This window comes from Vibrio sp. 10N.286.51.B11, assembly GCF_041469245.1.
Lineage (GTDB): Bacteria > Pseudomonadota > Gammaproteobacteria > Enterobacterales > Vibrionaceae > Vibrio > Vibrio crassostreae_C.
Window position 1 is genome coordinate 19,640 of record NZ_JBFRKI010000034.1, and the last position, 25,944, is coordinate 45,583.

Sequence of the window (25,944 nt, forward strand, 5' to 3'; positions counted from 1 at the left end):
AAAGAGAGGATTATCGCGCTCCCGACGACATGTTTCAAAATGTAAATCATCATGAATCTAAACCAATTTGACTCATTATTACCGCCACAAATGGCTGAGCGCGCTGCAGATATTGGCGTAGGTAAAGCAACCAAAGATCCAATCAAATCTTTTCTCCTAGCGATTTCCGCTGGCATACATATCGGTATTGCGTTTGTGTTTTACACCATCGTAACGACTGGTGCTGGTGATTTGCCGTGGGGTATTACTCGCTTATTAGGTGGCCTTGCATTTAGCTTGGGCTTAATTCTCGTTGTTGTTACCGGTGGTGAGCTATTTACCAGTTCGGTGCTGACTCTGGTTGCTCGTGCAAGTGGCAAGATTACTTGGCGCACGCTCGTTAAGAACTGGGCTACGGTTTATGTAGGTAACTTGATTGGCGCATTGCTGCTGGTGGCTTGTATGTTACTGACCAAACAGTACATGTTCGACCACGGCCAAGTGGGTTTGAATGCAATGGCGATCTCTCAACATAAGATGCACCATGATTTTATCCAAGCTATCGCGCTCGGCATCATGTGTAATGTATTAGTTTGTATCGCGGTATGGATGACGTTTAGTGGACGTACTCTGACTGACAAAATTGCGGTAATGATTTTACCTGTAGCGATGTTCGTATCGGCTGGTTTTGAGCACTGTATTGCAAATATGTTCCAAGTGCCTTTAGCTATCGGCATCAAAACATTTGCTCCAGCTGAATTTTGGACAATGACGGGCGCTAATCCTGCGGACTATGTTGATCTGAACATGATGGACTTTCTGATGAACAACTTGCTGCCCGTTACCATCGGTAACATCATTGGCGGCGGTATCTTTGTTGGTATGTGGTACTGGTTGATCTACCTACGTGACTAACTCAGTTGACGAAATGAGTTAACGCTCTGTGGAAACACTGAACTGACTTATGACATTTACAAGACGGCCTGCATTGCAGGTCGTTTTTTATTTGTGGAAAACCTACTTCTTCATCTCTCTAATGATCATCTGAAAATTCAACAGCGCTGATTACCATGTGTGTATATGTCTTTGAAATCACCCAAAGATCGAAGGCGATGATCTTTCCTTGGGTCGAAATGGACAAAAAAGGATCTATATTGATTTGGTTATCCACAGTTTCTGTGGATAACCTGTCTCAAATTCAGTGAGTAACCAGATCTAAGTGGAGTAGGGAGGTTATTTCGAAGGCTGTATTTGAGCGAGAACTCGCCCTTCTTTGGTCAGAGATGTCTTCAATGAGAGGTGAAGTACAAGGGCTAGAGAGCAGCTCATCATCACGAAAATCGCCAGCATGATCATCAGTTGATACTTAATCGCGATCATCGGTGAAGCACCACCTAAGATCTGTCCAGTCATCATTCCCGGCAGCGTTACTAAGCCTGTGGTTGCCATAGAGGCCATGATAGGGGACATCGCTTTCTGTATTGCATTACGTACAAAAGGCGCAGCAGCATAAGTAGGAGACGCGCCTAACGCGATTGCTGCTTCATATTCTGATTTCTGTGTTTCAAAGGCACCAAACAGGTTCTGCAATGCCACGATATTACTGCTTAAGCTATTACCCAATAACATCCCTGCAATAGGGATTAAGTACTGTGCGTTAAAAACCGGTGTTGGTTTAATGATGAATAAGCAGATAAACAAGACAATGGGTACACAGGTTACCGCTAGGCTCACAGCGACAGGGACTAACAATAGGTTTCGCGGTAACTTGGATTTTTCAACAATCGAGCTTGCCCCAACGATAATCATCGTAAATAACCACAGTAAATTGACCCACAAGCTATTCAAAGTGAACAGGTATTCTAGGTAGAGGCCAACCAGAAATAGCTGAACAGTCATGCGAATGATGCTGATAGAAGCCTCTTTGCCAAGGCTAAGTTTTAGCTTGTGGTTGATTACAATTGGCAGCAAGAGAAGTGAACTGAAAAACAATAATTGCCACCAAGATATATCAATAACGTCTTGCATAATGCTTCCTTTTAATAAGGCTTATATCATATCTGAAAGTGCCAAATGATGCATTTCAACTGCAAAGTCATTGATTCGAAAAACGATCAATTATTTAACAAACAAAACACAAAATAGTGGTTGTTTGAGGCTTTTTTGGCTACTACTTAGTAGGTAAAAAGTTAAAATCGGTTGTCAAATAGTTGCGCGAGTGTTGGTTTTTAACATTTGTGAAATATACTTAATTCTTCACATTTGTTAATACTTTTTAATAAGTTTGTTTAACTGAAAACAAGTTTGGATGACCTCAAAAAAGTATTGATTAGCAAGGGTTATAACAAGAGATTTGATTGAACCCTACTTTGTGTATGGTCTAAAATTTGTTGTTAGATACTCAAGAACTTTAGCTCCTTAGAATGAGCTACTCGAAATTACTAAATACAAAATAGGCAAAATGTATGAGTGATGTTAATAAAATTGAAACTGGCGAAAAACGCTCGTTGGAGTGGAAGTCATTCCTCTTCATTGCAGTGGTTCTCTTTCCAATATTAAGTGTGGCTTTTGTAGGAGGCTACGGCTTTCTAGTTTGGGCACTGCAAGTGTTTGTATTAGGTCCTCCAGGTGCACACGGCGGCATGTAATGCCCTCTTGCTATCACATTTTTATTAGAACTAATTTTTAAGAGAGCTAAACATGAAATCATTTTTAGTTAAATTATGGCGCACAATGACTCGCCCAGCAGTACACATCAGTCTTGGTGTACTAACCATGGGTGGCTTTATCGCCGGTGTTATTTTCTGGGGCGGTTTTAATACAGCGCTAGAACATACAAATACAGAAGAGTTCTGTGTAAGCTGTCACACCATGCGTGACAACGTATACGTAGAACTACAAGAAACGGTTCACTGGAAAAACACTTCTGGTGTACGTGCTACTTGTCCTGACTGTCACGTTCCACATGAATGGACAGCAAAAATTGCTCGTAAGATGCAAGCATCTAAAGAAGTCTTTGCTCAAGTATTTGGTGACCTAGATACACCTGAGAAATTCGAAGCTCGTCGTATCGAACTGGCTAAACACGAATGGGATCGTTTCTCTTCGAACAAATCTCTAGAGTGTAAAAACTGCCACAACTACGATTCAATGGATTTCGAAAACATGCGCCCAACAGCGCGTATCCAGATGAAGAACGCGGCAGAGCGTGATCAAAGCTGTGTTGACTGTCACAAAGGTATTGCTCACAACCTTCCATTAGATATGGCATCAGCGAGCGGTATTGTTGGCGAGCTAGAAAATGTAGCAAGCAGCACATCTTACGCTAATGGTTCTGACGTGATCTCTATTCGTCACCTGCCAATGTACACAGATGAAACAGCAACAGTTGAAGCGGGTCTACTAAGCCCTGCAAGTAAAGTTGCGGTTATCGACGAAAAAGGCGACATGATCAAGATTCAAATCGACGGTTGGCGTAAAGCGAAAGGCTTCGGACGTGTAATCCAAGAAGACTTCGGTATGAACATCTCAACTGCAATCTTGACGAAAGAAGTATCTCAAAGTGACGTTGTCACTGTTGGTGAGAAGAAAGAAGATGAGCTTACTGGCCTTCCATGGGAAGAAGTTAACCTAGCACTTTGGATGAAGAAAGAGTCTATGGTTGATAACTTCGATCCAATCTGGAACGCAGCGGGTCAAGCGTACCAATCTAACTGTTCAACGTGTCACTCACAGCCAGATGAAGCTCACTTCAGCGCTAACGGTTGGGTAGGCATGCTAGATGGTATGATTGCGTTCGTTAACTTCGATACAGATACAGAAGCACTTGTTCTTAAGTATCTACAGAAGCACTCATCAGATTTTTCTGAAGGCCATCACTAATAAGACGTCAATTGGAGTAACACAATGGCAATTACAAGAAGAAGTTTCCTGAAAGGTGTCGCTACTACAAGTGCGGCATCGGTTATCGGTCCAAGCTTATTGGCGTCGGCATCAGCGTCTGCTGCAGAAACAGACGGCGCGTGGAAAGTCTCTGGTTCTCACTGGGGTGCATTCCGAGCTCGCGTTTACGCGGGTAAAGTACAAGAAATTAAACCTCTAGAAATCGATCAGCACCCAACAGAGATGCTGAAAGGTATTAAAGGTATTATCTACAGCCCATCACGTGTGCGTTACCCAATGGTTCGCCTAGATTGGTTGAAGAAGCATAAGTACAGCGCAGACACGCGTGGTAACAACCGCTTTATTCGTGTGACTTGGGATGAGGCACTAGACCTTGTTTACCGCGAGCTAGAGCGCGTACAGAAAGATTACGGTCCATGGGCGCTTCACACAGGTCAAACTGGTTGGAGACAAACAGGTCAGTTCCATAGCTGTACTAACCACATGCAACGTGCAATGGCACTTCACGGTTACTCTGTGAAGAAAATCGGTGACTACTCAACAGGTGCTGGTCAAACGATCATGCCTTACGTGCTAGGTTCTACTGAAGTTTACGCACAAGGTACATCTTGGGAACTTATCCTAGAAAACAGTGACAACATTGTTCTTTGGGGTAACGATCCAGTTAAAAACCTTCAAGTAGGTTGGACATGTGAGACTCACGAGTCGTTCGCATACCTAGAACAGCTGAAAGAAAAAGTTGCTAAGAAAGAGATCAACGTTGTTTCTGTTGACCCTGTTAAAAACAAAACAGGTCGTTACCTAGAAAACGAGCAAATGTACATCAACCCACAAACTGATGTGGCGTTCATGCTTGGTGTTGCTCACGTTCTTTACAACGAAGGCCTATACGACAAGAAGTTCATCGAAACTTACTGTCTAGGTTTTGAAGATTTCATCAAGTACGTTCAAGGTGAAACGAAAGACAGAGTTGAGAAGACGCCAGAATGGGCTTCTGCTATCTGTGGCGCAAGCGCGGACTCTATTCGTGACTTCGCTAAGATGCTGGTTAACGGTCGTACACAGATTCTTGTTGGTTGGAGTATCCAACGTCAAGAGCACGGTGAACAGCCTTACTGGATGTGTGCAGTTATCGCAGCAATGGTTGGCCAAATTGGTCTTCCGGGCGGTGGTATCTCTTACGGTCACCACTACTCTGGTATCGGTGTATCTTCAACTGGCTTCGCTGCTCCGGGTTCATTCCCGCTGAACATCGACAAAGGTCAATCGCCTAAGCACACTAACACTGATTACAACGGTTACAGCCGCGTAATCCCTGTTGCTCGTTGGGTAGATAGCCTGTTAGAGCCAGGTAAGAAGATCAAAGCAAACGGCGCAACAGTGACACTGCCTGACATCAAGATGATGGTATTCAGTGGTAACAACCCGTGGCACCACCACCAAGATCGCAACAAGATGCGTAAAGCATTCAAGAGCCTACAAACTGTAGTGGCTGTTGATTTCGCTTGGACTGCAACTTGTCGTCACTCTGATATTGTTCTTCCAGCTTGTACTCAGTGGGAACGTAACGATATCGATGGTTACGGCGCGTACTCTGGCCGTGGTTTGATCGCAATGCACAAGCTAGTGGATCCTCTGTTCCAGTCTAAGACTGACTTCGAGATCATGTCTAGCCTAACTAAGCGTTGGGGTCGTTACGACGATTACACGCGTGGTATGGACGAAATGCAGTGGGTTAAATCTCTGTACGACGAATGTCGCGCATCAAACGAAGGTAGCTTCGAAATGCCTGAGTTTGATGAGTTCTGGGAGAAAGGTTTCCTAGACTTCGGCAAAGGTAAGCCATGGACTCGTCACGCTTCATTCCGTGAAGATCCAGAGATCAACGCACTAGGCACGCCTTCTGGTTTCATCGAAATCACAAGCCGTACTGTTGGCAACATGGGTTACGAGCACTGTCAAGAACACCCAATGTGGTTCGAGAAATCTGAACGTTCACACGGTGGTCCAGGCTCTGACAAGCACCCGTACTGGCTACAATCTTGTCACCCAGACAAGCGTCTTCACTCTCAGATGTGTGAATCTGAAGAGTGGCGTGCGACTTACGCGGTACAAGGCCGTGAGCCAATCTACATCAACCCAGTAGATGCTAAGAAGAAAGGCATCAAAGATGGCGATGTAGTACGTGTGTTTAACGACCGTGGTCAACTACTAGCAGGTGCTGTTCTAATGGATAGCTACGCTCCTGGTGTTGTTCGTATCGAAGAAGGTGCTTGGTACGGTCCGATCAACGAGAAAGTGGGCGCGCTAGATACATACGGCGATCCAAACACACTGACTCAAGATATCGGTACGTCTGAACTTGCTCAAGCAACGTCAGCAAACACATGTTTGGTTGATTTCGAGAAGTTCCAAGGCAAACTGCCTCCAGTAACTTCATTCGGTGGTCCAATCGAAGTTTCTTAAGTCTTGTCTTAAGAACCAAGATTAAAGCTTGAATTAAAGCCCCTGTAAGCACTCTTACAGGGGCTTTTTGTATTTTTGATATCAGTGTTGGTGTTTCTAAATAAGCATTATACAGGGCTAATAGAGGGCGTTTTTGAGACAGGCTGTAACGCGCTGTTTGAGAGAGGTGGTAGAAGCAGTGAAGCAGGAAGGGAATGTAAAAAGAACCTGTGGAAAGACTTAAGCAGGCGGAAACAAAAAGGCCGATACAAAGTACCGACCTTACAGAAGCCTATGTAGTTAACTCTGATCAAGTTAGATCTCAAACATAAACCAATAGCCATAAGCACAGATTAAAGCGGGCACACTTGAATACAAGGTTGCGACCAGTGCTGCTTTCGGTGCCATCGCAATCGCAGGGAATAGCGCATCTCCATCATTTGAAATTGCGTTACCTACCTGAGCCGAAAGTGGCAGGGCGCCTGAAAGGTATAAGCTAGTGACCAATAATTGCGGTCCACAGCCCGGTAGCAAACCCATCAACACGCCAGCCAGGGGGAGCATGATGCCCCAGCTTGAGAATAGCGTCGCAAAATCAACATTTGCTATCACAGAGCCAAATTCAAAGAAAAGAAAGGCAACCACCACCCAAGCGGTGACAAAGTTTGTATCTTGAGCGGTCTTTTGCAATGGGTGAGAGCCTATACACTTTTCGTCCTCACTCACGGCTGATTTGTAATCCTCAATTTCACGGGTTAGCCCCCACAGAAACATCGAGCTGATCAGCAAAACTGTCCCCGCCCATTCCATCGACATTTCAGGCAAAGCGAGCAGCTCGTTCACATCGACTTGAAAAGAGCCAAGTAGGGCAACGGCAGCACCCGGAATAATCAGTACAGACCACAGGTAACCTTGCAGGTTTATCGCTTTTTTAGAGACCGATTCTTTGTCTTGAGATTGAGAAGCACAGCTGCTCACCACTTCATTTTTCTGTGCTTTTTTTGGGCGTAAGAAGTCGTCTGCGTGAAACAAGTTAATGATTCGGCCTGACGCAGTACCCACGATCACGCCCATCGCCATCATGGCTAAACCTGTCTTAGGCTCGCTCGCTATGAGCAGGAACGCCGCGTCACCCATGGTTGAGACGAGCACCGCAACTACCGCACCAAATCCGAGTTTTCCCGAGATAAATTGTGTGGTTACCACTATCGCACCGCCACAGCCGGGCAACGCGCCCATGAGAGCCGCGAATACCACTTGGTTTGAACGAGATTGATGGACGAGCTTATTGAAGACGTTATCTTTGTTTATGTACAGACTTAACCAGTGGTAAATAGCCAAGGTTAAAGCAACATAACAAGACACTGCCCAAAACGCGTCTGACAAAGTAGTCACCGTCAGCTCTCGTGTAGCTGGGGCTGCAACCAAAGCTGCAAGTGAGACAGGCAAAAGCAGGCGCTTAAATGACAGTGAAAACTGAGTTGTTTTCGCAGCACTACTGCTTGGCAAAAAAGAGATTAGTCGATCCATAGGTGTTACTCAAAATTAGTGGCTTAAGATAAATATATACGAATGATAATAATTATCAATTGCATTTGTTGTTTTTTTATCTATTGTTACTATTGGCTAAACCCACGAAACATGACCAATCTAAAAAAATGAGGTAAAGTATGGCTAATAAAGAGAGGCTCTAAAGGTAGAGTCATAATTGTTAGTGTAATAGGAAGAAACATGATTTTAGTTGTTGGTCACAAAAACCCTGATAGTGACAGTATTTGTAGTGCGTTAGTTGCAACTGAGCTTCTTAAGGCTCGTGGCGAGGAAGCGACACCAATTCGCCAAGGCGAGATCAACCGCGAAACTCAACACATTCTAGAAGTCGCTGGTGCTGAAAAGCCAGAGCTTCGTACTTCTGTTGCTGGTGAGAAAATCTGGCTAGTAGACTACTCAGATCTAGCACAAGCACCAGATGATGTTGCTGATGCAGAGATCGTAGGTATTGTTGATCACCACCGTCTAGGCGACGTGATGACAGTAAACCCAATGGAAGCTTGGATCTGGCCTGTTGGTTGTACAAACACTGTACTTTTCAACATGTTCAAGATTGAAGGTCACGCAATCTCTCAACAAATCGCTAAACTAATGATGTCTGCAATTCTTTCAGACACAGTTGGTTTCGCTTCTCCAACATGTACTCAAAAAGACAAAGACGCGGTTGCTGAGCTTGCTGAAATTGCTGGCGTAACTGACGTTGATGCATTCATCAAAGCGCTTCTAATCGCAAAAACAAACATCGAAGGCCTATCTGCTGCACAGCTAGTAGAAAAAGACCTTAAAGGCTACCCATTCAACGGTCGTGATGTTGTTGTTGGTCAAGTTGAACTTGCGACTCTTGAGCAAGTAGACGGCATGATCGAAGCGCTAGAAGCTGATCTTGAAGAGCGTTGTGAGAAAGACGGTCTAGCGTTCGCTGCGGTAATGCTAACAGATATCACTACTGCTCAAACTCGTCTTCTATACAAAGGTGAGTGGGCTGAGAAATTGGTTAAGCACGAGAAAGGCGGCGTATTAATGATGGAAAATACACTAAGCCGTAAGAAGCAAGGCTGGCCTTGGCTACAAGGTGAGCTTGTTTAATCAAGTCGCTTAATATTAAACGCCTGCTTATTTAGCAGGCGTTTTTCTTTGAAGTAGACTTTCTTCTTCATCGATAATGTTTGAAGTTAACAACACTCGGCATAAAATAGCTTTAAGAGCAAAGTTACTGACTAAAGTAGGAAATTAAGATGACTACACAGCTAGACGATAAAAAAATCGCTGAAATCAACAAGTACACGGGCGAGCAACGCCTGAAATACTGTGTGAAAGAAATCGTAGCAAACCGTGAAGTATGGATCTTAACCGATGAACACGGTTGTGTAATGCTGAACACAGAAGATGAAGATTGTGTTCCAGTATGGCCAAACCAAGAGTTCGCAGAATCATGGGCAACGGGTGATTGGTCTGAGTGTAAAGCTGAGTCTATTTCGTTGAACAAATGGCACAGTCGCTGGACGAACGGTCTAGAAGACGACGAACTTGCTGTTGTAGTATTCCCGAACGAGCAAGAAGAAGGCGTTATCTTGTTCCCGGATGAGTTCGACTTCGAATTGAAAAAGCAGGCAGCTAAGCGCTAGTTCTTTCGTAATACAGTAACATCGTAAGTCAGCGTTGCCTTTCTTAGGCAGCGCTATCATTCAATTATCCCATCTAAGTTGCTTCCAACGTATATTCGTCAATACCCAATCAACTGATACAAAGGCGCTTGCTGTGCGGCTTTAGAAGCTTGCTGAAGCACACCTGTTTTGCTGTATCTCTTGAGTATCTTTCGAACGATAGGTTTTACTTCAGATTTTGTCATTCCAGCTTTCAATTCTGGTTCATACAGCAATTGCAGTAGCACTACGTCTAACGGCGATAATAAGTCTTCTGGCGTGTGGTCGTTGAAAATAGAAGGGTAGGCTTTATCTGAATCATTCGGCAGGCCTAGAACTTGTGTGATCTCTTCCACGATACAGGCGACCAGCTTACCTCGCGATCTTGCCTGATCAACCGGGATTACAATCCCAGCGTATACAATCTCGCCTTTAGAATTGGTTCTATAGCCCGCCGTGCAGATGGCGCTATTTAAATGTTGAGTTGATTTGAGCTTGAGCACCGATTTCGCCTCAGATACCCACTGGCTCTGCCTTGTGTATATCCATTTAACGTTCGCTTCGGACTCTTTACTGACGATTGTTATTGGATGTTGGGTGACTTCAGATAAGTGTTTGATATGAAGCTCTGTGATCTCTTGATGCAGTTCCTCATCGCCCACTCGATGATCGATCCAAATCTTGATCGGTTGTTTCCACTTGGCGAGCGGTTTGTTGCCTTGGGAGTATTCGTGTTGAAGCGCGACGTTATAAAAGGCAGTTTCGACGAAGCTTCTATCTAGCCATGTGAGCGGTGTGCTTGTCGCGTTAAAGGACAACAGCACCAACAAGAGGGGAAGCATTGAAGCTGTTCGATACATACTTTTCCCCTCTGCTAAATGTAGCGTGATTCCAGGTTAGTGGTTCGGCGCTTTGGAGAAATGGCTCTCAACCAATCTTTGGGTGATTTGGTGAGTTGGATTGGTTAGCACTTGATCTGTTTCCCCACTCTCAACCACATTGCCTTCATGCATGACAATAATCTTGTCGGTAATGTGCTTAACAATACCGAGGTGTTGAGATACATAAACGAACGATACGCCCATCTCTTCTTGTAACTCTAAGAACAGATTGATGATTTGCGAGCGCATTGCCATGTCCAAACCATTTAAAGCTTCATCAGCAACAATGATGGATGGCTGAAGTATTAAGGCACGAGCCAAACAAACCCTTTGTTTCTGGCCTGCAGCAAGCATCTGAGGGTAGAAATACGCATGTTCCGGTAGAAGGCCTACGCGCAGTAGTGTGTCTTTCACACGACGCATACGAGCTTCTGGAGGCATGTTGGTGTTTCGCTTTAATGGACCTTCAAGAATTCGACCGATCTGAATGCGCGGGTTAAGTGACGTATTCGGATCTTGGAAGATCATTCGAATCAGCTTACAACGAGTCGAGTAGTCTTTGTGCTCTAGCTTTTCGCCATTCACGCGGATCTCGCCTGCGGTTGGCTCCACCATGCCTGCGAGCATTCTGGCTAATGTTGATTTACCAGAACCATTCTGGCCGATAAAACCAATTGTCTGGCCTGCTTCAAGAGAAAAGCTAACTGGCTTCACCGCCTGATGAATCTTTTTACGGAAAAGACCAGAGCGAGTCGTAAAGTCTTTAGACAAATCACTGACTTCTAATAATGCACTCATGATTTCTTTTTCTTCTCCATATTCAGAGGGAAGTGACAGTTGAACTTATGGTTCTTGATACGTTTCGTATGTGGGATCCCGACACACTGCCTTTGTGCGTATGGGCAGCGAGGCCCTAATCGACAACCAATAGGAAGATGTTGCAGCGGTGGAATTGACCCCGGCAAAGACTGGAGCTTCTCCTTGTGGGGAATCCAGTCGTTAAAGTCTGGCATCGCTTTTAACAAAGCAACGGTGTACGGGTGCTTTGGTGCATCCAACAGCTTCGGTGTATCAGCGGATTCTACCGATTGACCACAGTACATCACGGTAATGCGAGTCGCCCATTGGGTAATGGTGGTTAAGTCATGGCCGATCAACACGATGGTGGTGTTATTGATCTGGTTCATACGACTCAAAAGACGCAATATTTGAGACTGTGTAATTGGGTCTAAATCGTTGGTTGGCTCGTCAGCAATCAAGACTTTTGGCTTGGCAGCGATCGCCATTGCGATCATGACTTTTTGACACTCACCATCTGTCAGCTCATAAGAGTAACTGTCCATTAGGCGAGAGTGGTCTTTGATGCCGACTTTGTGTAGTAATGCGATCGCTTGCTTCTTACGCCACTTAAATCGTTGCCACCAACGACCTTCAAACGAATGGGAAGGGATCGCTTCAACGAGCTGGTTACCTACTTTTTCAGAAGGGTCAAGACACGTTGATGGCTCTTGGAAGATCATTGCGATATCGCGGGCGATCACTCGGCGTCTTTCTTTCGGCGTCAGTTGCAGTAGGTCGATATTACCTAAGCGCATTCGGTCTGCAGAAACCTTCCAGTTTTCTTTACATACTCCGACGATCGCTTTTGCAACCAAACTCTTACCTGAGCCTGATTCACCTACTAAGCCACGAATTTCCCCTTCATTGAGGGTAATACTCATTCGATCTACGGCTTTAACCATCCCTTGAGGGGTCTCAATCTCGATGGTTAGATGTCGAATATCAAGTAACGGCATTATTCGATTCCTGCATTTAGCGCTTGGCGAACACCTTCACCGACGAGGTTAATCACGATAACTGTAAACATAATAGCTAAGCCGGGTAGGGTAACTGTCCATGGCGCAAGGTAAATCAACTCGACCGAATCACCCAAGATGGAGCCCCATTCGGTACTCGGTGCTTGAGCGCCAAGCCCTAGGAAACCTAAAGCCGTGATATCAAGAATTGCGACTGACAGTGCCAGCGTAACTTCAAGAGCGATCACGGTAAGGATGTTCGGAAGGATTGAGTTCCATAGCAGGTAAAAATCGTTCGCACCATCAAGGCGAGAAGCCAGAATATAGTCTTTTTCTACTTCAGCATGCACGGCAATGTACACCGAGCGTATAAAGCGCGGGATCAGTGCCAAGCACAAGGCGAGCAAGATATTAAACTCCCCAAAGCCAAGGAATGCCACGAAGATAATCGCCAGCAGAAGAGATGGAATCGACATAACAGTATCAAGCAGGTGGTTTAGCGTGCTTGATAGTAAACCGCGCGTCATACCAGCAAGTACGCCAATCAGACAACCAATGACGGCTGCGATAAAGGTAATCACCACCGCGGCGCCGAAGGTTAACTGAGAGCCAATTATTAGGCGAGAGAGAATATCTCTGCCTAAGTCATCCGTACCCAAAAAGTATTCTACCGTTCCCGCAGGATCCCAAGAGGGCGGCGTTAATAGGTGACCGGTTTGTTCTTGTGCATCATGCGGGGCTAGCCACGGTGAAGTGACGGTGACCAGAATGATAAGCACCAAACACCACAAGCCAAACATAGCTAGATTATTGCTGCGGAAGCTGCGCCAGAAACGTTCGAACTGGGTTGGAATCTGTTCTTCTTGGTAGACGTTATTTGTTAGCATACCATTCCTTCCTTACCAGTGGATTGATCATCGCGCCCAGTAGATCGGACAGAATATTAGCGGTCAAAACTAAGGTAGCCACCACAATTACACCAGCTTGAATTGAAACGTAATCTTGATTCGATAAGGCATCCAATAACCAGCGGCCAATGCCCGGCCAGTTAAAGATAGACTCGGTAACAATAGCAAGCGTTAACATACTCGATAGCTGAACACCGACCTTAGGAATAATCGGAGGTATCGCGTTTCTTAGCACGTGCTGCGTGATGATCTCTCTAGTGGAAAGACCTTTAATTCGCGCAGCGCGGATGTAGTTTTGCGTCATTACTTCAGCCACTGACGCTCTCATCAATCGGATGACCTGAGTCGTTGGCGCCAGTGCTAAAACAAGACAAGGCAACGCCATGTGCTCGATAACACTTTGTAGTGCGTGCGCACGGTAGCGACCCTCGGCAAAAAAGGCGTCAATCATCGCGAATCCAGTCACGTGTTCAATCTCGTAAAGTAGGTCGTATCGGCCACCAACTGGGAACATTTCAAAGTGCAGTGAAAACACCATGATCATCAGCAACGCGACCCAAAATATAGGCGCAGAGTAACCGGCCATTGAGGTGAACGATATGGTGGTATCAACAAATTTACCTTGTCTCATACCAGCAATGGTGCCGAAAGGGATACCGATGATGAGTGCCAACACAAAGGCAAAGAAGCACAGCTCTAGCGTTGCAGGGAACACCAGGACCAACTCATCGATGATAGGCACACCGTGTTTGCTTAGGCCAAAGTTTAGCGTCGATAATTCAGTGATATAGCTAATCCAACCGGGCCAAAAATCTTGAATTGCCCAAGGTGAGGTTTGGTCTAATCGAAGCAGGGAAAAACCTACCAAGGTCAGAATTCCTAGCGTAATAACGAATAAGTTTACACGTCTTAATGTATACCAAAACATTACTGCACCTCTCTTCTGACTTGATCAAAAGGTTGGGCATTGAAAGGACTTGCTTTAAAGCCTGTTAGCGAACGATCGTGCACGCGAAATTGCACGCCATGAGCTAAAGGAATCACAGGAACTTCTTCATTGAGAATGTTTTGGGCTTGTCGGTACAAGTTCACACGGTGCCTTTGTTGATTGATCTCTAATGCTAAGTCGAGAAGGAAATCAAAGTCTGAATTACACCACATCGAGACGTTTAACCCTGCACGCTCAGAGCTGCATGAGAGCAGCGGACGTAAGAAGTTGTCCGGGTCACCGGTATTGCCTATCCAGCCTGTAAGCAACAAGTCTGTTGAGGAAATAGAGGACAACTGTGTGCGGTCAAATCGGTCGTCGGTATAGAGTTTCAATTCAATACCAATATCGGCTAAGTTTGCTTGGATAAGTTCTGCCGTTTTTCTTGGACTTGGATTGTATGCGCGTGGCTCTAGTGGTACCCACATTGAAAGCTCTAACCCAGGTTCAACGCCAGCTTCTTTGAGAAGCGCAACCGCATAGTTTCGGTCGTAGCGAACTTGAACACTGTCTTTTTGGTGAGCCCAAGAAGTAGGAGGAAGCAATGTATAGGCCTTAGTACCGGTACCGTAATATACAGAATCAAGAATGTTCTGACGGTTGATGGCTAAATTCAATGCTTTACGTACTCGAGAGTCACGCAGGGCTGGGTGCTCAGTATTTAGCGCGATGAAAGAGACATTGACCGCAGGCGTGGCGGAAATCTGCAACTCTTCATGAGCTTGAATAATAGGAATTTGGCTAGAAATCGGTGAGTTCAACACGTCACATTCACTGCGAAGGAGTTTGGCAAGTGTCCCAGTCCCTCGTTGTGATGTGTCAAACACAACTTGGTCCATTTCTACGTCACCCTTCCAGTAATGCTTGTTCTTTTTTAAGCGAACTAGATCATTGATTTGGTATTCATCTAAGTAGAAAGGTCCGGTGCCGACAGGGTTGGAATCGATTTGATTTTTCTCATCCGCTGCAATGAGCTTGTTGGCATATTCTTTAGAGTGAATGACCGCATAGCTGGTGGCGATATTGTTGAGAAATGAATTGTCTGGGCGACTTAATTGGAATTTCACCGTTAAGTCGTCAACGGCAGTGATATCGACAATCAGGTTTTTGAAGTCGATGCCGGCAAACCATGGATATAGGCCGCCGCCCACATAATGAAATGGGTTTGAACTATCAATGACACGTTCAAAGCTAAACACCACATCTTGTGCATTCATGCTACGAGTTGGGGTGAACCAGTCTGTAGTTTGGAACGCAACATTTGGGCGCAGTTTGAAAGTGTACTCTGTACCTGATTTATCAACAGACCAACTTGTCGCCAAGTTCTGTCTTGGTCGGTAAGTCATTGGATCAAGAGTGAGCAGTGTATCGAAGATTTGAGGGCTCAGCGATTCTGCGGTAATACCACTATCAACCAGTTGTGGGTTGAAGGTACTAGGATTACCTTGGCCGCAATAAATGAAGCCTTTTTCGCGGATTTGCTCGTGATTCACACTCTCACCACATCCAGCGAGAAAGCTCAGCGTACAGATGCTCAGTGATAGTCTTATTAGTGCTTTCATAAAAAGAAATACTTTTCGAAACGAGGCGTTAGAGGAGCCTCAAGATCCGGACAATTTAACATTTTATTTATTCGGCTCCAAATAATAATCAAGCGTGGACAGCTATTTATCGTTAGCTTGTCCGACAATCGCGTACTTCCTCACCATTCCACGTAATTGGTTGTAGGTTAACCCAAGTAATTCTGCGGCTTGTTTCTGGTTATATTTGCACTGTTTGAGGGCTTGGTTGAGTAGCTTGATGTCTTGTTGTTCTTGCCATGCTTTGTAATCAAGCGGCAAAGAAAACAAGCTCTCTGATGAAGTATGGCTGTTAGACGGCTCATTGCCAGTTTCCGGAGAGGAATCTTGCTCTGTTTTCCATGCGGGTTTAAATGGGTTAAACACCAAATATTCAATAGGATATGGATCTTTTCCGTGCTGATAGATAGCTCTCTCAATGACGTTTTTGAGTTCTCGTACATTCCCTGGCCAAGAATAATCCAAAAGCGATTCAACGGCAGAGGGGGCAAAGCCAACAAACAACTCCAATTCCAATTCACGACACATCTTAATGGCGTAATATTCTGCCAGTAGCATGATGTCTTCTTTTCGCTCACGCAAAGGAGGGATAGTAATGACGTCAAACGCCAGTCTATCTAATAGGTCTGCTCGGAATTCGCCCTTTAATGCCATGTCTGGTAAGTCGGCATTGGTTGCACACACCAGTCTGACATTGGCACTTAGCGCCTTTTGCCCACCGACACGTTCATATTGCCCGTATTCAATAACGCGCAGTAGTTTCTCTTGAACCGCAAGGGGAGTGGTCGCCAGCTCATCCAGAAACAGCGTTCCGCCTTCTGCTCTTTCAAAACGACCTTGATGACGCCCTTTCGAACCCGTAAAGGATCCCGATTCATGACCAAACAGTTCTGAATCAATCAAACCTTCACTTAAGGTTGAGCAGTTCAATGAGATCAAAGGTTGATCCCAACGTCTTGAAAGGTAATGCAGTCTTTGTGCGATCAACTCTTTACCTGTGCCACGTTCGCCAATGATCAGAATGGGTCTTTCTATTGGTGCGAGTTGGGAAACTTTATCTAACACAGAGAGAAAGCTAGGTGATTCACCAATGAGGTTCTGCTGCATAGCGGGTCCTTGTATGAATTAATCGCTGGAGAGGTCATGTAAGAGCCATAGTGGTGAAAAATACCAATACTTGGCTAAATTCATCATAGCATGGTTCGAGTTAATCACCATTTTATTGTAAGTAACTGATAATAAATGGCTTTAAAGTTGGCACGCTACTTGGATTATTTATGGTAGGTTTAACAACAAACGTAAATTTTTGAGCAAGTGGATTGATAAAGTCGCACAACGATTTGAAACGCATTTGCCATCATTGTAATTAAGGAGTTCCTCATGGGTATTTTTTCTCGCTTTGCAGACATTGTAAATTCAAACATCAGTGCACTATTAGATAAGGCTGAAGATCCAGAAAAGATGATTCGTCTTATTATCCAAGAAATGGAAGACACCTTAGTTGAAGTTCGTACCAACTCAGCAAAAGCAATTGCTGACAAGAAAGAGCTAGCGCGTAAAGTAGAAGCTATCGAAACACAGATTCTAGATTGGCAAAATAAAGCGACACTTGCCCTGACCAAACAACGCGAAGATTTGGCGAGAGCGGCGCTAATCGAAAAGCAAAAACTGGAAGACATCATCAAGAGCCTTCACACCGAACAAACCTTGGTTCATGAAACCATCGAAAAATTGACGAGTGAAATTGGTAAACTTGAAACAAAGATCGCAGAAACTCGTGCAAAGCAACAAGCATTAATGATTCGTAACAATGCGGCAAGCAACCGTCGTGATGTTCAAAAACACCTGCACTCAAGCAAAACCAACGAAGCAATGGCGAAGTTTGAGCAATTCTCGCGTAAAGTGGATGAATTAGAAGCTGAAGCGGACGTTTACGCTAAGACTGGCAACGCAAAATCTTTAGACCAAGAGTTTGCCGAGCTACAAGCTCAAGATGAAATCGAAAAAGAGCTAGCGAAACTGAAGCAACAAGTTGAAAACCGCGATAAATAATCTAGGAGTTGTCTATGTCAACATTTCTAATTGCAGGTCCACTGATTGTCTTTTTAATCTTCGTGGCACCGCTATGGTTATTCTTACATTACCGCAGCAAGAAGAAATCCAGCAATGGTCTTTCTGAAACGGATCTTCAACGTCTGCATAAGCTTTCTGCGCAAGCCGAATCCATGCAAGACCGAGTGAAAACGCTAGAAAAAATACTGGATGCGGAGTCGCCTAACTGGAGACGAAACTATGAGTAGAGAACTGTATCGCGACACGATTAACGGCAAATTGTCTGGTGTGTGTGCAGGGTTAGCGAACTATTTTGGCCTTGAAGTGTGGTTGGTTCGCATCTTAGTTATCTCAGCAGCACTGCTTGGTGGTAGTTTTCTGGTGTTATTAGCGTATTTAGCTTTGACATTTATGCTTGAAAAACAACCACCTCAGTATGTCGACCAAATGAAGGCGAAACAAGAGCATACGCTGAAGCAAAAGCCTTGGGAAAAAGGGCAAACTGCAGAGTCGCTATTGAACACTTTAGAGGGTGATTTCCAGAAGTTAGAGACCAGTGTCCGCAACATGGAAGCTTATGTCACCTCAGATACGTTTAAAGTTAATCGTGAATTTAAGAACATGTAGTGGTAAAACCTAAAAAGGATTAGATAACGGTTTAGGAAAATTTATTCCAAGCCGTTATTTTTTTTAATAATTTTCTCTAAATAAATCTTACGCTGACTGGTAAGTTACATGTGATTAATCTATGTTATAAAAATATTTATAGATATGGATGATCACCAATGTATAGAGCCTCCCTTGTCCTATTGACTGCCTTAGCTGGGTTGTCTGGGTGTGGTAAGGAGCTTCCTCCCGTGCCTGAACCTGAGTCCAGACCCGCCAAACTCTTCACTGTCTCCGTCGGTAATAATGCCTTTGAGCGTAATTTCCCTGCTACCACAGAAGCTGGTGACAGAGCGGTACTCGCATTCCGTGTTCCTGGGTTATTGCAGAGCATCGATGTGACCGCTGGGCAGCACGTGTCTAAAGGCGACGAGCTTGCTAAGTTAAATCCCGATGAATATCAACTACTCGAGAAGCAAGCAAAAGCGAATTTTCAGCTAGCCGATGTTCAATATCAACGTGCGATCAAACTTCGTAAAGATCGTGTGGTATCAGAGCAAGATTTCGACCAAGCGAAAGCGAACCACAATTCAGCTCGCGCGGTGCTTAATCAAGCTAACGCGAATCTTCGCTACACCACTTTGGTTGCGCCGTATGACGGAACCATTTCCATCATTCCTGCTGAAAACCATGAATACATTGCGGCTAAACAAGGCGTGATGAATATTCAAACCAATCAAATTCTTAAAGTCGTCTTCTTATTACCCGACCAACTTATTACGCGCTTTTCATCAGGGTTCGAGATGGATGCAACCATGGTTTTTGATGCGTTTCCTGAAAACTCTTACGTTTTAACCTTCCAAGAAGTGGATACCGAAGCTGACCCGAAAACAGGTTCGTACAAAGTCACCATGGTAATGGAAAGACCAACCGATGTGGGTATTTTGCCCGGTATGTCTGGCTCGGTAAATCTCGTTTCATCGTTAGCGGCGGCCACCAAAATACCAACGTCAGCAATGATGACCGATGGGGATGATGTCTCTGTATGGCGTGTGAATAGCGACGGCATTGTTGAAAATGTTGCCATTGTCATCGATGAAAAACGCCATATCGTCTCTGGATTGAACGATGGCGATCGCATTGTGACTTCTGGCGTCAATGGTCTTGAGTCGGGCATTAAAGTTCGAGAGTGGATCAAGGAAAGGGGGCTATAACATGAAAACACTTAAAGTGGCTGCTGGCCTGTCGTGTTTAGCCTTACTGACGGCTTGTGAAGATAAGCAAGCTGTAGAAGTGAATAACACGCCCTTGGTTAAAGCTATCGAGATTTCAGTCATCGATTTTAGCGACAAACTCTATTTCCCTGCGGTAGCAAACGCTGCTGAGAAGGCTCACCTCAGTTTCCGAGTTGCGGGTGAAATCTTCAAGCTAGATGTGAAGGAAGGTGAACGAGTTGCCAAAGGGGACATCATTGCCGAGCTTGACCCTACCGATTATCAATTGGATGTGGACAATGCTCAAGCTCGTTACACGGTAATCAATAGTCAATACCGACGTTCGAGTCCGCTAGTGAAGAAAGGCTTATTGGCTAAGTCGCAATTCGATGAAATTGCCGCTCAACGCCAGATTGCTTATGCCGAGTTGGAACTGGCGAAACTGCGCTTATCGTTCACTATGCTTCGTGCGCCTGTTGATGGGATTATTTCTCGAGTCAGTGTCGACCAATATGAAAATATTCAGGTAGGCCAACAGATTGTGAACATTCACAGTGTTGAGGATGTCGAAGTTGTGATTCAGCTCCCTGACCAAATTTATGTGAATCAACCCAATGAAACGCTCCTCTCGAACGTGGAAGCTGTGGTGAGAGTGCCAAGCGGTAATGAATACACCGCAGGTATTAAAGAGTTCACCACTGAACCCGATCCAAGTACGGGTACCTTCACGGTTACATTAGCTTTGCCGATGCCAGAAGACGATTTGATTCTTGATGGTATGGCCGTTGATGTGACTTCAAACGGGCGGGATATCGGTTTGGAGCTAAAAGCTGGTGTACTTATTCCGATCGAAGCGGTATTCAATGCAGACGGTGATGAACTGGATCGTAAAAACTCTTATGTGTGGGTTCTTAACGACGACAAGACAGTCTCGAAACAACAAGTCGTGTTAGGAAAAGCAAACCAGGAAACATTGCAGGTAGTGAAAGGATTGGAAATGGGGCAGCATGTCGTTGTTGCAGGCGTATCGCGATTGCGAGATGGGATGACAGTGGAAGTATTGTCTCAGGAGACGAACAATGAGTGAAGTAAATAACAAGCCCCAAAATGACGATCAACAGGGTGATGATCAGATCACAGGTGTTGCTTCTTACTTTATACGTAACAAAGTCATTAGCTGGATGCTATCTCTGATCTTTCTTATTGGTGGTGTTTCAGCATTCTTCGGTTTGGGGCGTTTAGAAGATCCTGCCTTTACCATCAAAGATGCAATGGTCGTGACTTCATACCCGGGGGCAACGCCTCAGCAGGTGGAAGAAGAAGTTACCTACCCACTAGAGAAAGCGATTCAACAGCTTACCTATGTCGACGAAGTGAACTCTATTTCAAGCCGTGGCCTGTCTCAGGTAACGGTAACGATGAAGAATAACTATGGTCCGGACGATCTTCCGCAAATTTGGGATGAACTTCGCCGAAAAGTGAATGATCTTAAGGTTGAACTGCCACCTGGGGTCAATGATCCTCAAGTCATTGATGACTTCGGTGACGTTTACGGGATCTTGCTTGCGGTGACGGGTGATGGTTATAGCTACAAAGAGCTGCTGGATTACATTGATTATCTAAGGCGAGAGCTGGAGTTGGTTGATGGGGTCAGTAAGGTCTCTGTTTCTGGTCAACAACAAGAGCAAGTATTCATTGAGATATCGATGAAGCGGATAAGCTCCTTAGGTCTGTCTCCAAGCACGGTATTTAATCTTTTATCGACTCAAAATATTGTATCAAGTGCGGGTGCGGTAAGAATTGGCGACGAATACATTCGAATTCATCCAACGGGTGAGTTCCAGAATGTTGAGCAGCTTGGCGATTTAATTCTGACAGAAGGTGGTGCTCAAGGTCTCATCTATTTAAAAGATGTGGCGAATGTAACTCGTGGTTATGTTGAAGTGCCAAGTAACATCATTGGCTATAACGGCAAGCTCGCACTTAACCTTGGTGTCTCTTTTGCGCAAGGCGTGAACGTAGTAGCGGTTGGTGAAGCGTTTGATCGAAGATTGGCCGAGCTAAAGTATCAACAACCCGTCGGCATCGACATCTCCGAGGTTTATAACCAACCTAAAGAGGTAGACAAGTCGGTAAGCGGATTTGTGGTGAGTTTAGGGCAGGCGGTTGCGATCGTAATCGTGGTGTTACTGTTCTTCATGGGACTAAGATCGGGCCTATTGATTGGTTTGATACTGCTATTGACCGTATTCGGTACATTCATTTTCATGCAGTACTTCAAGATCGACCTACAACGTATTTCACTGGGCGCGTTGGTTATCGCCTTGGGGATGCTGGTGGATAATGCCATTGTGGTGGTGGAAGGGATATTGATCGGCACGCAGAAGGGGCGAACCCGGATGCAGGCCGCCACCGATATCGTAACCCAAACCAAATGGCCGCTGCTTGGTGCGACGGTTATTGCGGTGACTGCGTTTGCTCCAATTGGTTTATCTGAAGACTCAACAGGCGAATACTGTGGCACCTTGTTCACGGTGCTACTGATCTCCTTGATGCTGAGTTGGTTTACTGCCATCTCGCTCACGCCGTTCTTTGCCGACATGTTCTTTAAAGGTCAGAAGGTCGATCCAGATAACGAAGGTAAGGACCCATACAACGGGATGGTTTTTGTTATCTACAAAAACTTCCTTGAGTTCTGTATGAAGCGTGCTTGGTTAACCATGTTTGTTCTGATTATTGGTTTAGGCGCGAGTGTGTACGGTTTTGGTTTCGTTAAGCAAGCCTTCTTCCCGTCTTCAACCACACCTATGTTCCAAGTGGATGTGTGGATGCCAGAAGGTACCGATATTCGAGCGACCAATACCAAGCTTAAAGTGCTTGAGAGTTGGCTAGCTGAGCAGGACGAAGTTGAACATATCACGACAACCGCGGGTAAAGGCCTGCAACGTTTCATGCTGACTTATGCGCCAGAGAAAAGTTATAGCGCTTACGGTGAGATAACGGTTCGTGTGAAAAGTTATGAAGTACTTGAAGGGCTAATGAAACGCTTCCGTGAACATGTAAATGGTCAGTTCCCAGAGATTGACTACAAGCTTAAACAGATCGAATTAGGTCCTGGTGGCGGTGCGAAAATTGAAGCGCGAATTGTGGGTTCTGATCCAACGGTTTTACGTTCAATCGCTGCACAAGTGATGGACATCATGCGTGCTGATGAAGGCGCATTTAACGTTCGTCACGATTGGCGTGAAAGAACTAAGGTATTAGAGCCTCAGTTCAATGAAAGCCAAGCGCGTCGTTATGGTATTACTAAATCTGACGTTGATGATTTCCTAGCAATGTCTTTCTCTGGTAAGTCGATTGGTGTGTATCGTGATGGTACAACGTTAATGCCGATTGTGGCTCGTTTGCCTGAAGACGAGCGTGTCGATATTCGTAACATCGAAGGCATGAAGATCTGGAGCCCAGCATTAAGTGAGTACATCCCACTTCAACAAGTAACGTTAGGTTACGAGCTAGAATGGGAAGATCCACTGATCATCCGTAAGAACCGTAAGCGTATGCTAACGGTAATGGCGGATCCTGATCTATTGGGTGAAGAGACGGCCTCAACTCTACAGAAACGCTTACAACCACAGATTGAAGCGATTGAGATGCCTCCGGGTTACTCATTGGAATGGGGGGGTGAATATGAGTCGTCAGCAGATGCACAGGCGTCACTGTTCACAACCATGCCTCTGGGTTACTTGTTCATGTTCTTAATCACTGTGTTCTTGTTTAACTCGGTGAAAGAGCCTCTGATCGTTTGGTTAACGGTTCCATTGGCGTTGATAGGGGTGACGACAGGCTTGCTAGCCTTGAATACACCATTCGGCTTTATGGCGCTGTTGGGCTTCTTGAGTCTATCTGGGATGCTTCTGAAGAACGGTATCGTACTACTTGATCAAATTGAGATTGAGATGAAATCTGGTAAAGATCCGTATGTAGCGGTTGTTGATGCGGCTCTGAGTCGTGTTCGCCCGGTATGTATGGCGGCGATTACCACCATTCTAGGTATGATCCCTCTACTACCGGATATCTTCTTCAAACCAATGGCAGTAACCATCATGTTTGGTTTAGGCTTTGCGACTGTACTCACGCTAATCGTAGTGCCTGTGCTGTATCGTTTGTTCCATAAAATTGAAGTGGCTTAACGTCAACTGACCTTTGAAATAATGCCCCTAATTGGGGCATTATTTTTATGTATGATTACTAAAAGAGACCATCGAAATGGAAGCTAATACAGTGGATAGAACGTGTGCATGGGCGCTTAAACATGAGCTTGAAAGGGAGTACCACGATGCAGAGTGGGGCGTGCCTGTTTATGATGACCAAGTTCTGTTTGAGTTCATTACTTTAGAAGGTGCTCAAGCAGGTCTGAGTTGGATTACGATCCTTAAAAAGCGTGAAGGCTATCGTGCCGCGTTCGATAATTACGATCTAAACAAGCTAGCTGAGCTGAATGAAGACAACGTGCCGCACATCATTGAAAACTTCGATGTGGTTAAACACAGGGGTAAGATTGCTTCGGTATACAACAATGCACGAGCAACGCTTGAATTACAGAAAGAGTTCGGCTCTCTTTCTAATGCCTTATGGCAATTTGTTGATAATGAAGTGATCGTGAATCAATGGACTGAGATGTCTCAAGTTCCCGCTTCTACCGAGCAATCTAAAGCGATGAGTAAGTTTTTGAAGAAGAGAGGCTTTAAGTTTGTAGGAGAAACAATCTGTTACGCATTTATGCAAGCAACAGGTATGGTCAATGATCATTTAGTCGGTTGCCCACACAAATAAAGTGTTATTTATTTCAGCGGAACAATCACTTAGAAATTGAAAAATTCATAGCCATTTTTTCATCGCTCTGAGATCTTTAAGTGGATGTGCTTTAAGGTTCAATATTGGCTTTGAAAGCTTCTGGACTATGAGCGGTTTGTATTATGAGCTGAAGTATCTGAATATGAGTATTTTGAGTTATGCTTTAAACAGAAAAAGGCAGGAATATCCTGCCTTTTTTGCATATTAGACCTATCGTCTCAGATTAAATCAGAGCGCTATAACGTTCTAATCCCGCCTCTAGATCAGCAATCAGGTCATCAACATCTTCTAACCCAATATGAACACGTATCAAGGTACCTTCGAAATTAGGATTGGCAACAGTTCTCAAGCTGTCAAAACTGCTTGGTTCGTTAGCTAGAATCAAACTTTCAAATCCACCCCAAGAGTAACCCATACTAAAATGTGTCATTCCATCAAGTAACGCTGTCGTCGCTTTGATATTAGAGTTGTTTAGTACAAAAGAGAACAAGCCATTACCGCCAGTAAAATCTCGTTTGAAGAATTCATGGCCTGGGCAAGACTCAAGAGCAGGGTGACGAACGTGGTTAACTTCAGGACGAGTCTCTAACCATTTTGCGACCTTCAAGCTGCTTTCTGCGTGTTGGCGTAGACGCACATCAAGAGTACGAATGCCGCGAAGCCCTAAATAAGCATCATCAGGTGAGACACATTGCCCCATCAAGTAACTTTGCTCTCTTAGTTGATCCCAGCATTTCTCATTGGCGACTGCCGTACCTAGCATCACATCAGAGTGACCCACGATGTATTTGGTCGCTGCTTGAATCGAGATATCAACACCAAAATCAAACGGTGAGAAGTTCACGCCAGCCGCCCAAGTATTGTCTAGCATAACGATGATGTCATGTTCATGAGCGATACGCGCTAGTGTTGGAATATCCTGCACTTCCATGGTGACAGAGCCTGGAGACTCAGTAAACAGCACCTTAGTGTTTGGCTTGATAAGGTCTTGGATACCTTCACCAATCGTTGGCTCGTAGTAAGTTGTCTCTACCCCCATCTTTTTCATGATGGTGTCACAGAAATCACGAGTAGGTTCGTAGCAGGTGTCAACCATTAAAATATGATCACCTGTTTCTACAAAAGAGAGAATGGCATTAGAAATGGCGGCCGTACCACACGGGTACAGTGCACAACCCGCGCCGCCTTCTACTTCAACCATCGCATCTTGGAAGGCAAAATGAGTGTTGGTTCCACGACGTCCGTAAAAAAGGGTCTTGTTAGCGCGGTTAATCGTAGCTTTACGCTTCTCTTCTACTGAGTTAAATACGACAGTTGAAGCGCGTTGTACTGGTGGGTTAACAACACCATTGGTCCACTTCTTATCACGACCGGCAGTGATAAGTTTAGTGGTTTTGTTCTCGGACATGCTGTGAATTCCTTATCAATCGGTTATGTCCTATTTAAAACATGCCAAGAGTGTTCAAAGCAAGAGCGGAGCGGGGATTTTTGCGCTTTTCTTACGATTTTTAACCTTTCACTCAGTTAACAGTGAAAGGTTAAAA

The 25,944-nt window shown here is 44.9% G+C and carries 23 protein-coding genes; 13 read left to right on the top strand and 10 right to left on the bottom strand.

Features of this window, described 5'->3' with window-relative positions:
* The first annotated feature begins 51 nt into the window (after positions 1-51).
* On the top strand, positions 52-894 hold the full coding sequence (gene focA / locus AB4154_RS16755; protein WP_048614492.1) for a formate transporter FocA: 843 nt from the start codon (positions 52-54) through the stop codon (positions 892-894).
* Positions 895-1,212: 318 nt separating this feature from the next.
* On the opposite strand, the gene AB4154_RS16760 is transcribed toward focA, so the two are convergent.
* Complete coding sequence (locus AB4154_RS16760; protein ID WP_372123622.1) at positions 1,213-2,007, bottom strand: ABC transporter permease; 795 nt, start codon at positions 2,005-2,007, stop codon at positions 1,213-1,215.
* A 437-nt stretch (positions 2,008-2,444) separates the two neighbouring features.
* Between AB4154_RS16760 and torE the strand changes: the two genes are divergently transcribed.
* From torE to torA, 3 genes are read left to right on the top strand one after another with little or no spacing between them, the layout of a single operon-like run.
* Positions 2,445-2,627 (top strand): trimethylamine N-oxide reductase system protein TorE, encoded by a 183-nt coding sequence (gene torE / locus AB4154_RS16765; protein ID WP_004734591.1) that lies wholly within the window; start codon positions 2,445-2,447, stop codon positions 2,625-2,627.
* A 52-nt stretch (positions 2,628-2,679) separates the two neighbouring features.
* Positions 2,680-3,861 carry a pentaheme c-type cytochrome TorC gene (gene torC / locus AB4154_RS16770; protein ID WP_136974655.1) on the top strand — a complete coding sequence of 394 codons (1,182 nt, stop codon included), beginning with the start codon at positions 2,680-2,682 and terminating at the stop codon, positions 3,859-3,861.
* Positions 3,862-3,885: 24 nt separating this feature from the next.
* Positions 3,886-6,348, top strand: a complete 2,463-nt coding sequence (torA, locus tag AB4154_RS16775) for a trimethylamine-N-oxide reductase TorA (protein ID WP_017060300.1) — start codon at positions 3,886-3,888, stop codon at positions 6,346-6,348.
* Positions 6,349-6,642: 294 nt separating this feature from the next.
* Here the strand turns inward: torA and AB4154_RS16780 are convergent, their stop codons facing one another.
* Complete coding sequence (locus AB4154_RS16780) at positions 6,643-7,857, bottom strand: putative manganese transporter (protein ID WP_372123624.1); 1,215 nt, start codon at positions 7,855-7,857, stop codon at positions 6,643-6,645.
* Positions 7,858-8,058: 201 nt separating this feature from the next.
* Here AB4154_RS16780 and AB4154_RS16785 point away from each other — a divergent pair, with 201 nt between their 5' ends.
* Together AB4154_RS16785 and AB4154_RS16790 are read left to right on the top strand one after the other, a co-directional pair.
* Entirely contained in the window at positions 8,059-8,964 is a 906-nt protein-coding gene (locus tag AB4154_RS16785) for a manganese-dependent inorganic pyrophosphatase (protein ID WP_017065328.1), read from the top strand.
* A 149-nt stretch (positions 8,965-9,113) separates the two neighbouring features.
* On the top strand, positions 9,114-9,503 hold the full coding sequence (locus AB4154_RS16790; RefSeq protein ID WP_004734596.1) for a DUF2750 domain-containing protein: 390 nt from the start codon (positions 9,114-9,116) through the stop codon (positions 9,501-9,503).
* 98 nt (positions 9,504-9,601) lie between these two features.
* Here AB4154_RS16790 and AB4154_RS16795 read toward each other — a convergent pair whose 3' ends face one another.
* From AB4154_RS16795 to pspF, 7 genes are all read right to left on the bottom strand, one after another.
* Positions 9,602-10,381, bottom strand: coding sequence for a DUF2927 domain-containing protein (locus AB4154_RS16795; RefSeq protein WP_029235328.1), 780 nt, complete (start codon positions 10,379-10,381; stop codon positions 9,602-9,604).
* A gap of 36 nt (positions 10,382-10,417) precedes the next feature.
* A complete protein-coding gene (locus tag AB4154_RS16800; RefSeq protein ID WP_017060304.1) occupies positions 10,418-11,200 on the bottom strand; it encodes an ATP-binding cassette domain-containing protein in 783 nt (260 codons plus the stop codon).
* Positions 11,197-12,198: an oligopeptide/dipeptide ABC transporter ATP-binding protein gene (locus AB4154_RS16805; RefSeq protein WP_372123626.1), complete on the bottom strand. Its 1,002-nt coding sequence runs from the start codon at positions 12,196-12,198 to the stop codon at positions 11,197-11,199. Before AB4154_RS16805 ends, AB4154_RS16800 begins: the two co-directional genes overlap by 4 nt.
* Positions 12,198-13,085, bottom strand: coding sequence for a putrescine export ABC transporter permease SapC (sapC, locus tag AB4154_RS16810; protein WP_017065331.1), 888 nt, complete (start codon positions 13,083-13,085; stop codon positions 12,198-12,200). The genes AB4154_RS16805 and sapC overlap by 1 nt, the downstream gene beginning before the upstream one ends.
* Complete coding sequence (locus AB4154_RS16815; RefSeq protein WP_017060307.1) at positions 13,072-14,034, bottom strand: ABC transporter permease subunit; 963 nt, start codon at positions 14,032-14,034, stop codon at positions 13,072-13,074. Before AB4154_RS16815 ends, sapC begins: the two co-directional genes overlap by 14 nt.
* A complete protein-coding gene (gene sapA, locus AB4154_RS16820) occupies positions 14,034-15,656 on the bottom strand; it encodes an ABC transporter substrate-binding protein SapA (RefSeq protein WP_372123628.1) in 1,623 nt (540 codons plus the stop codon). Before sapA ends, AB4154_RS16815 begins: the two co-directional genes overlap by 1 nt.
* A gap of 102 nt (positions 15,657-15,758) precedes the next feature.
* Positions 15,759-16,781 (bottom strand): phage shock protein operon transcriptional activator, encoded by a 1,023-nt coding sequence (gene pspF, locus AB4154_RS16825; protein ID WP_372123630.1) that lies wholly within the window; start codon positions 16,779-16,781, stop codon positions 15,759-15,761.
* Between the two features lie 273 nt (positions 16,782-17,054).
* Between pspF and pspA the strand changes: the two genes are divergently transcribed.
* The 7 genes from pspA to AB4154_RS16860 all read left to right on the top strand — a co-directional run bounded on the left by pspA (position 17,055) and on the right by AB4154_RS16860 (position 24,379).
* Positions 17,055-17,726, top strand: a complete 672-nt coding sequence (gene pspA, locus AB4154_RS16830; protein WP_010440091.1) for a phage shock protein PspA — start codon at positions 17,055-17,057, stop codon at positions 17,724-17,726.
* 14 nt (positions 17,727-17,740) lie between these two features.
* Positions 17,741-17,974 (top strand): envelope stress response membrane protein PspB, encoded by a 234-nt coding sequence (pspB, locus tag AB4154_RS16835; protein ID WP_004734605.1) that lies wholly within the window; start codon positions 17,741-17,743, stop codon positions 17,972-17,974.
* Positions 17,967-18,353, top strand: a complete 387-nt coding sequence (pspC, locus tag AB4154_RS16840) for an envelope stress response membrane protein PspC (RefSeq protein WP_017065334.1) — start codon at positions 17,967-17,969, stop codon at positions 18,351-18,353. Before pspB ends, pspC begins: the two co-directional genes overlap by 8 nt.
* A gap of 158 nt (positions 18,354-18,511) precedes the next feature.
* Positions 18,512-19,546 carry an efflux RND transporter periplasmic adaptor subunit gene (locus AB4154_RS16845; protein ID WP_029236444.1) on the top strand — a complete coding sequence of 345 codons (1,035 nt, stop codon included), beginning with the start codon at positions 18,512-18,514 and terminating at the stop codon, positions 19,544-19,546.
* Position 19,547: 1 nt separating this feature from the next.
* Complete coding sequence (locus AB4154_RS16850; protein ID WP_017060312.1) at positions 19,548-20,633, top strand: efflux RND transporter periplasmic adaptor subunit; 1,086 nt, start codon at positions 19,548-19,550, stop codon at positions 20,631-20,633.
* Positions 20,626-23,736 (top strand): efflux RND transporter permease subunit, encoded by a 3,111-nt coding sequence (locus AB4154_RS16855; protein WP_017065336.1) that lies wholly within the window; start codon positions 20,626-20,628, stop codon positions 23,734-23,736. The genes AB4154_RS16850 and AB4154_RS16855 overlap by 8 nt, the downstream gene beginning before the upstream one ends.
* A 76-nt stretch (positions 23,737-23,812) precedes the next feature.
* Complete coding sequence (locus AB4154_RS16860; protein ID WP_017065337.1) at positions 23,813-24,379, top strand: DNA-3-methyladenine glycosylase I; 567 nt, start codon at positions 23,813-23,815, stop codon at positions 24,377-24,379.
* A gap of 244 nt (positions 24,380-24,623) precedes the next feature.
* Here the strand turns inward: AB4154_RS16860 and AB4154_RS16865 are convergent, their stop codons facing one another.
* Positions 24,624-25,808 carry a cystathionine beta-lyase gene (locus tag AB4154_RS16865; RefSeq protein ID WP_017065338.1) on the bottom strand — a complete coding sequence of 395 codons (1,185 nt, stop codon included), beginning with the start codon at positions 25,806-25,808 and terminating at the stop codon, positions 24,624-24,626.
* Between the last annotated feature and the right edge of the window lie 136 nt (positions 25,809-25,944).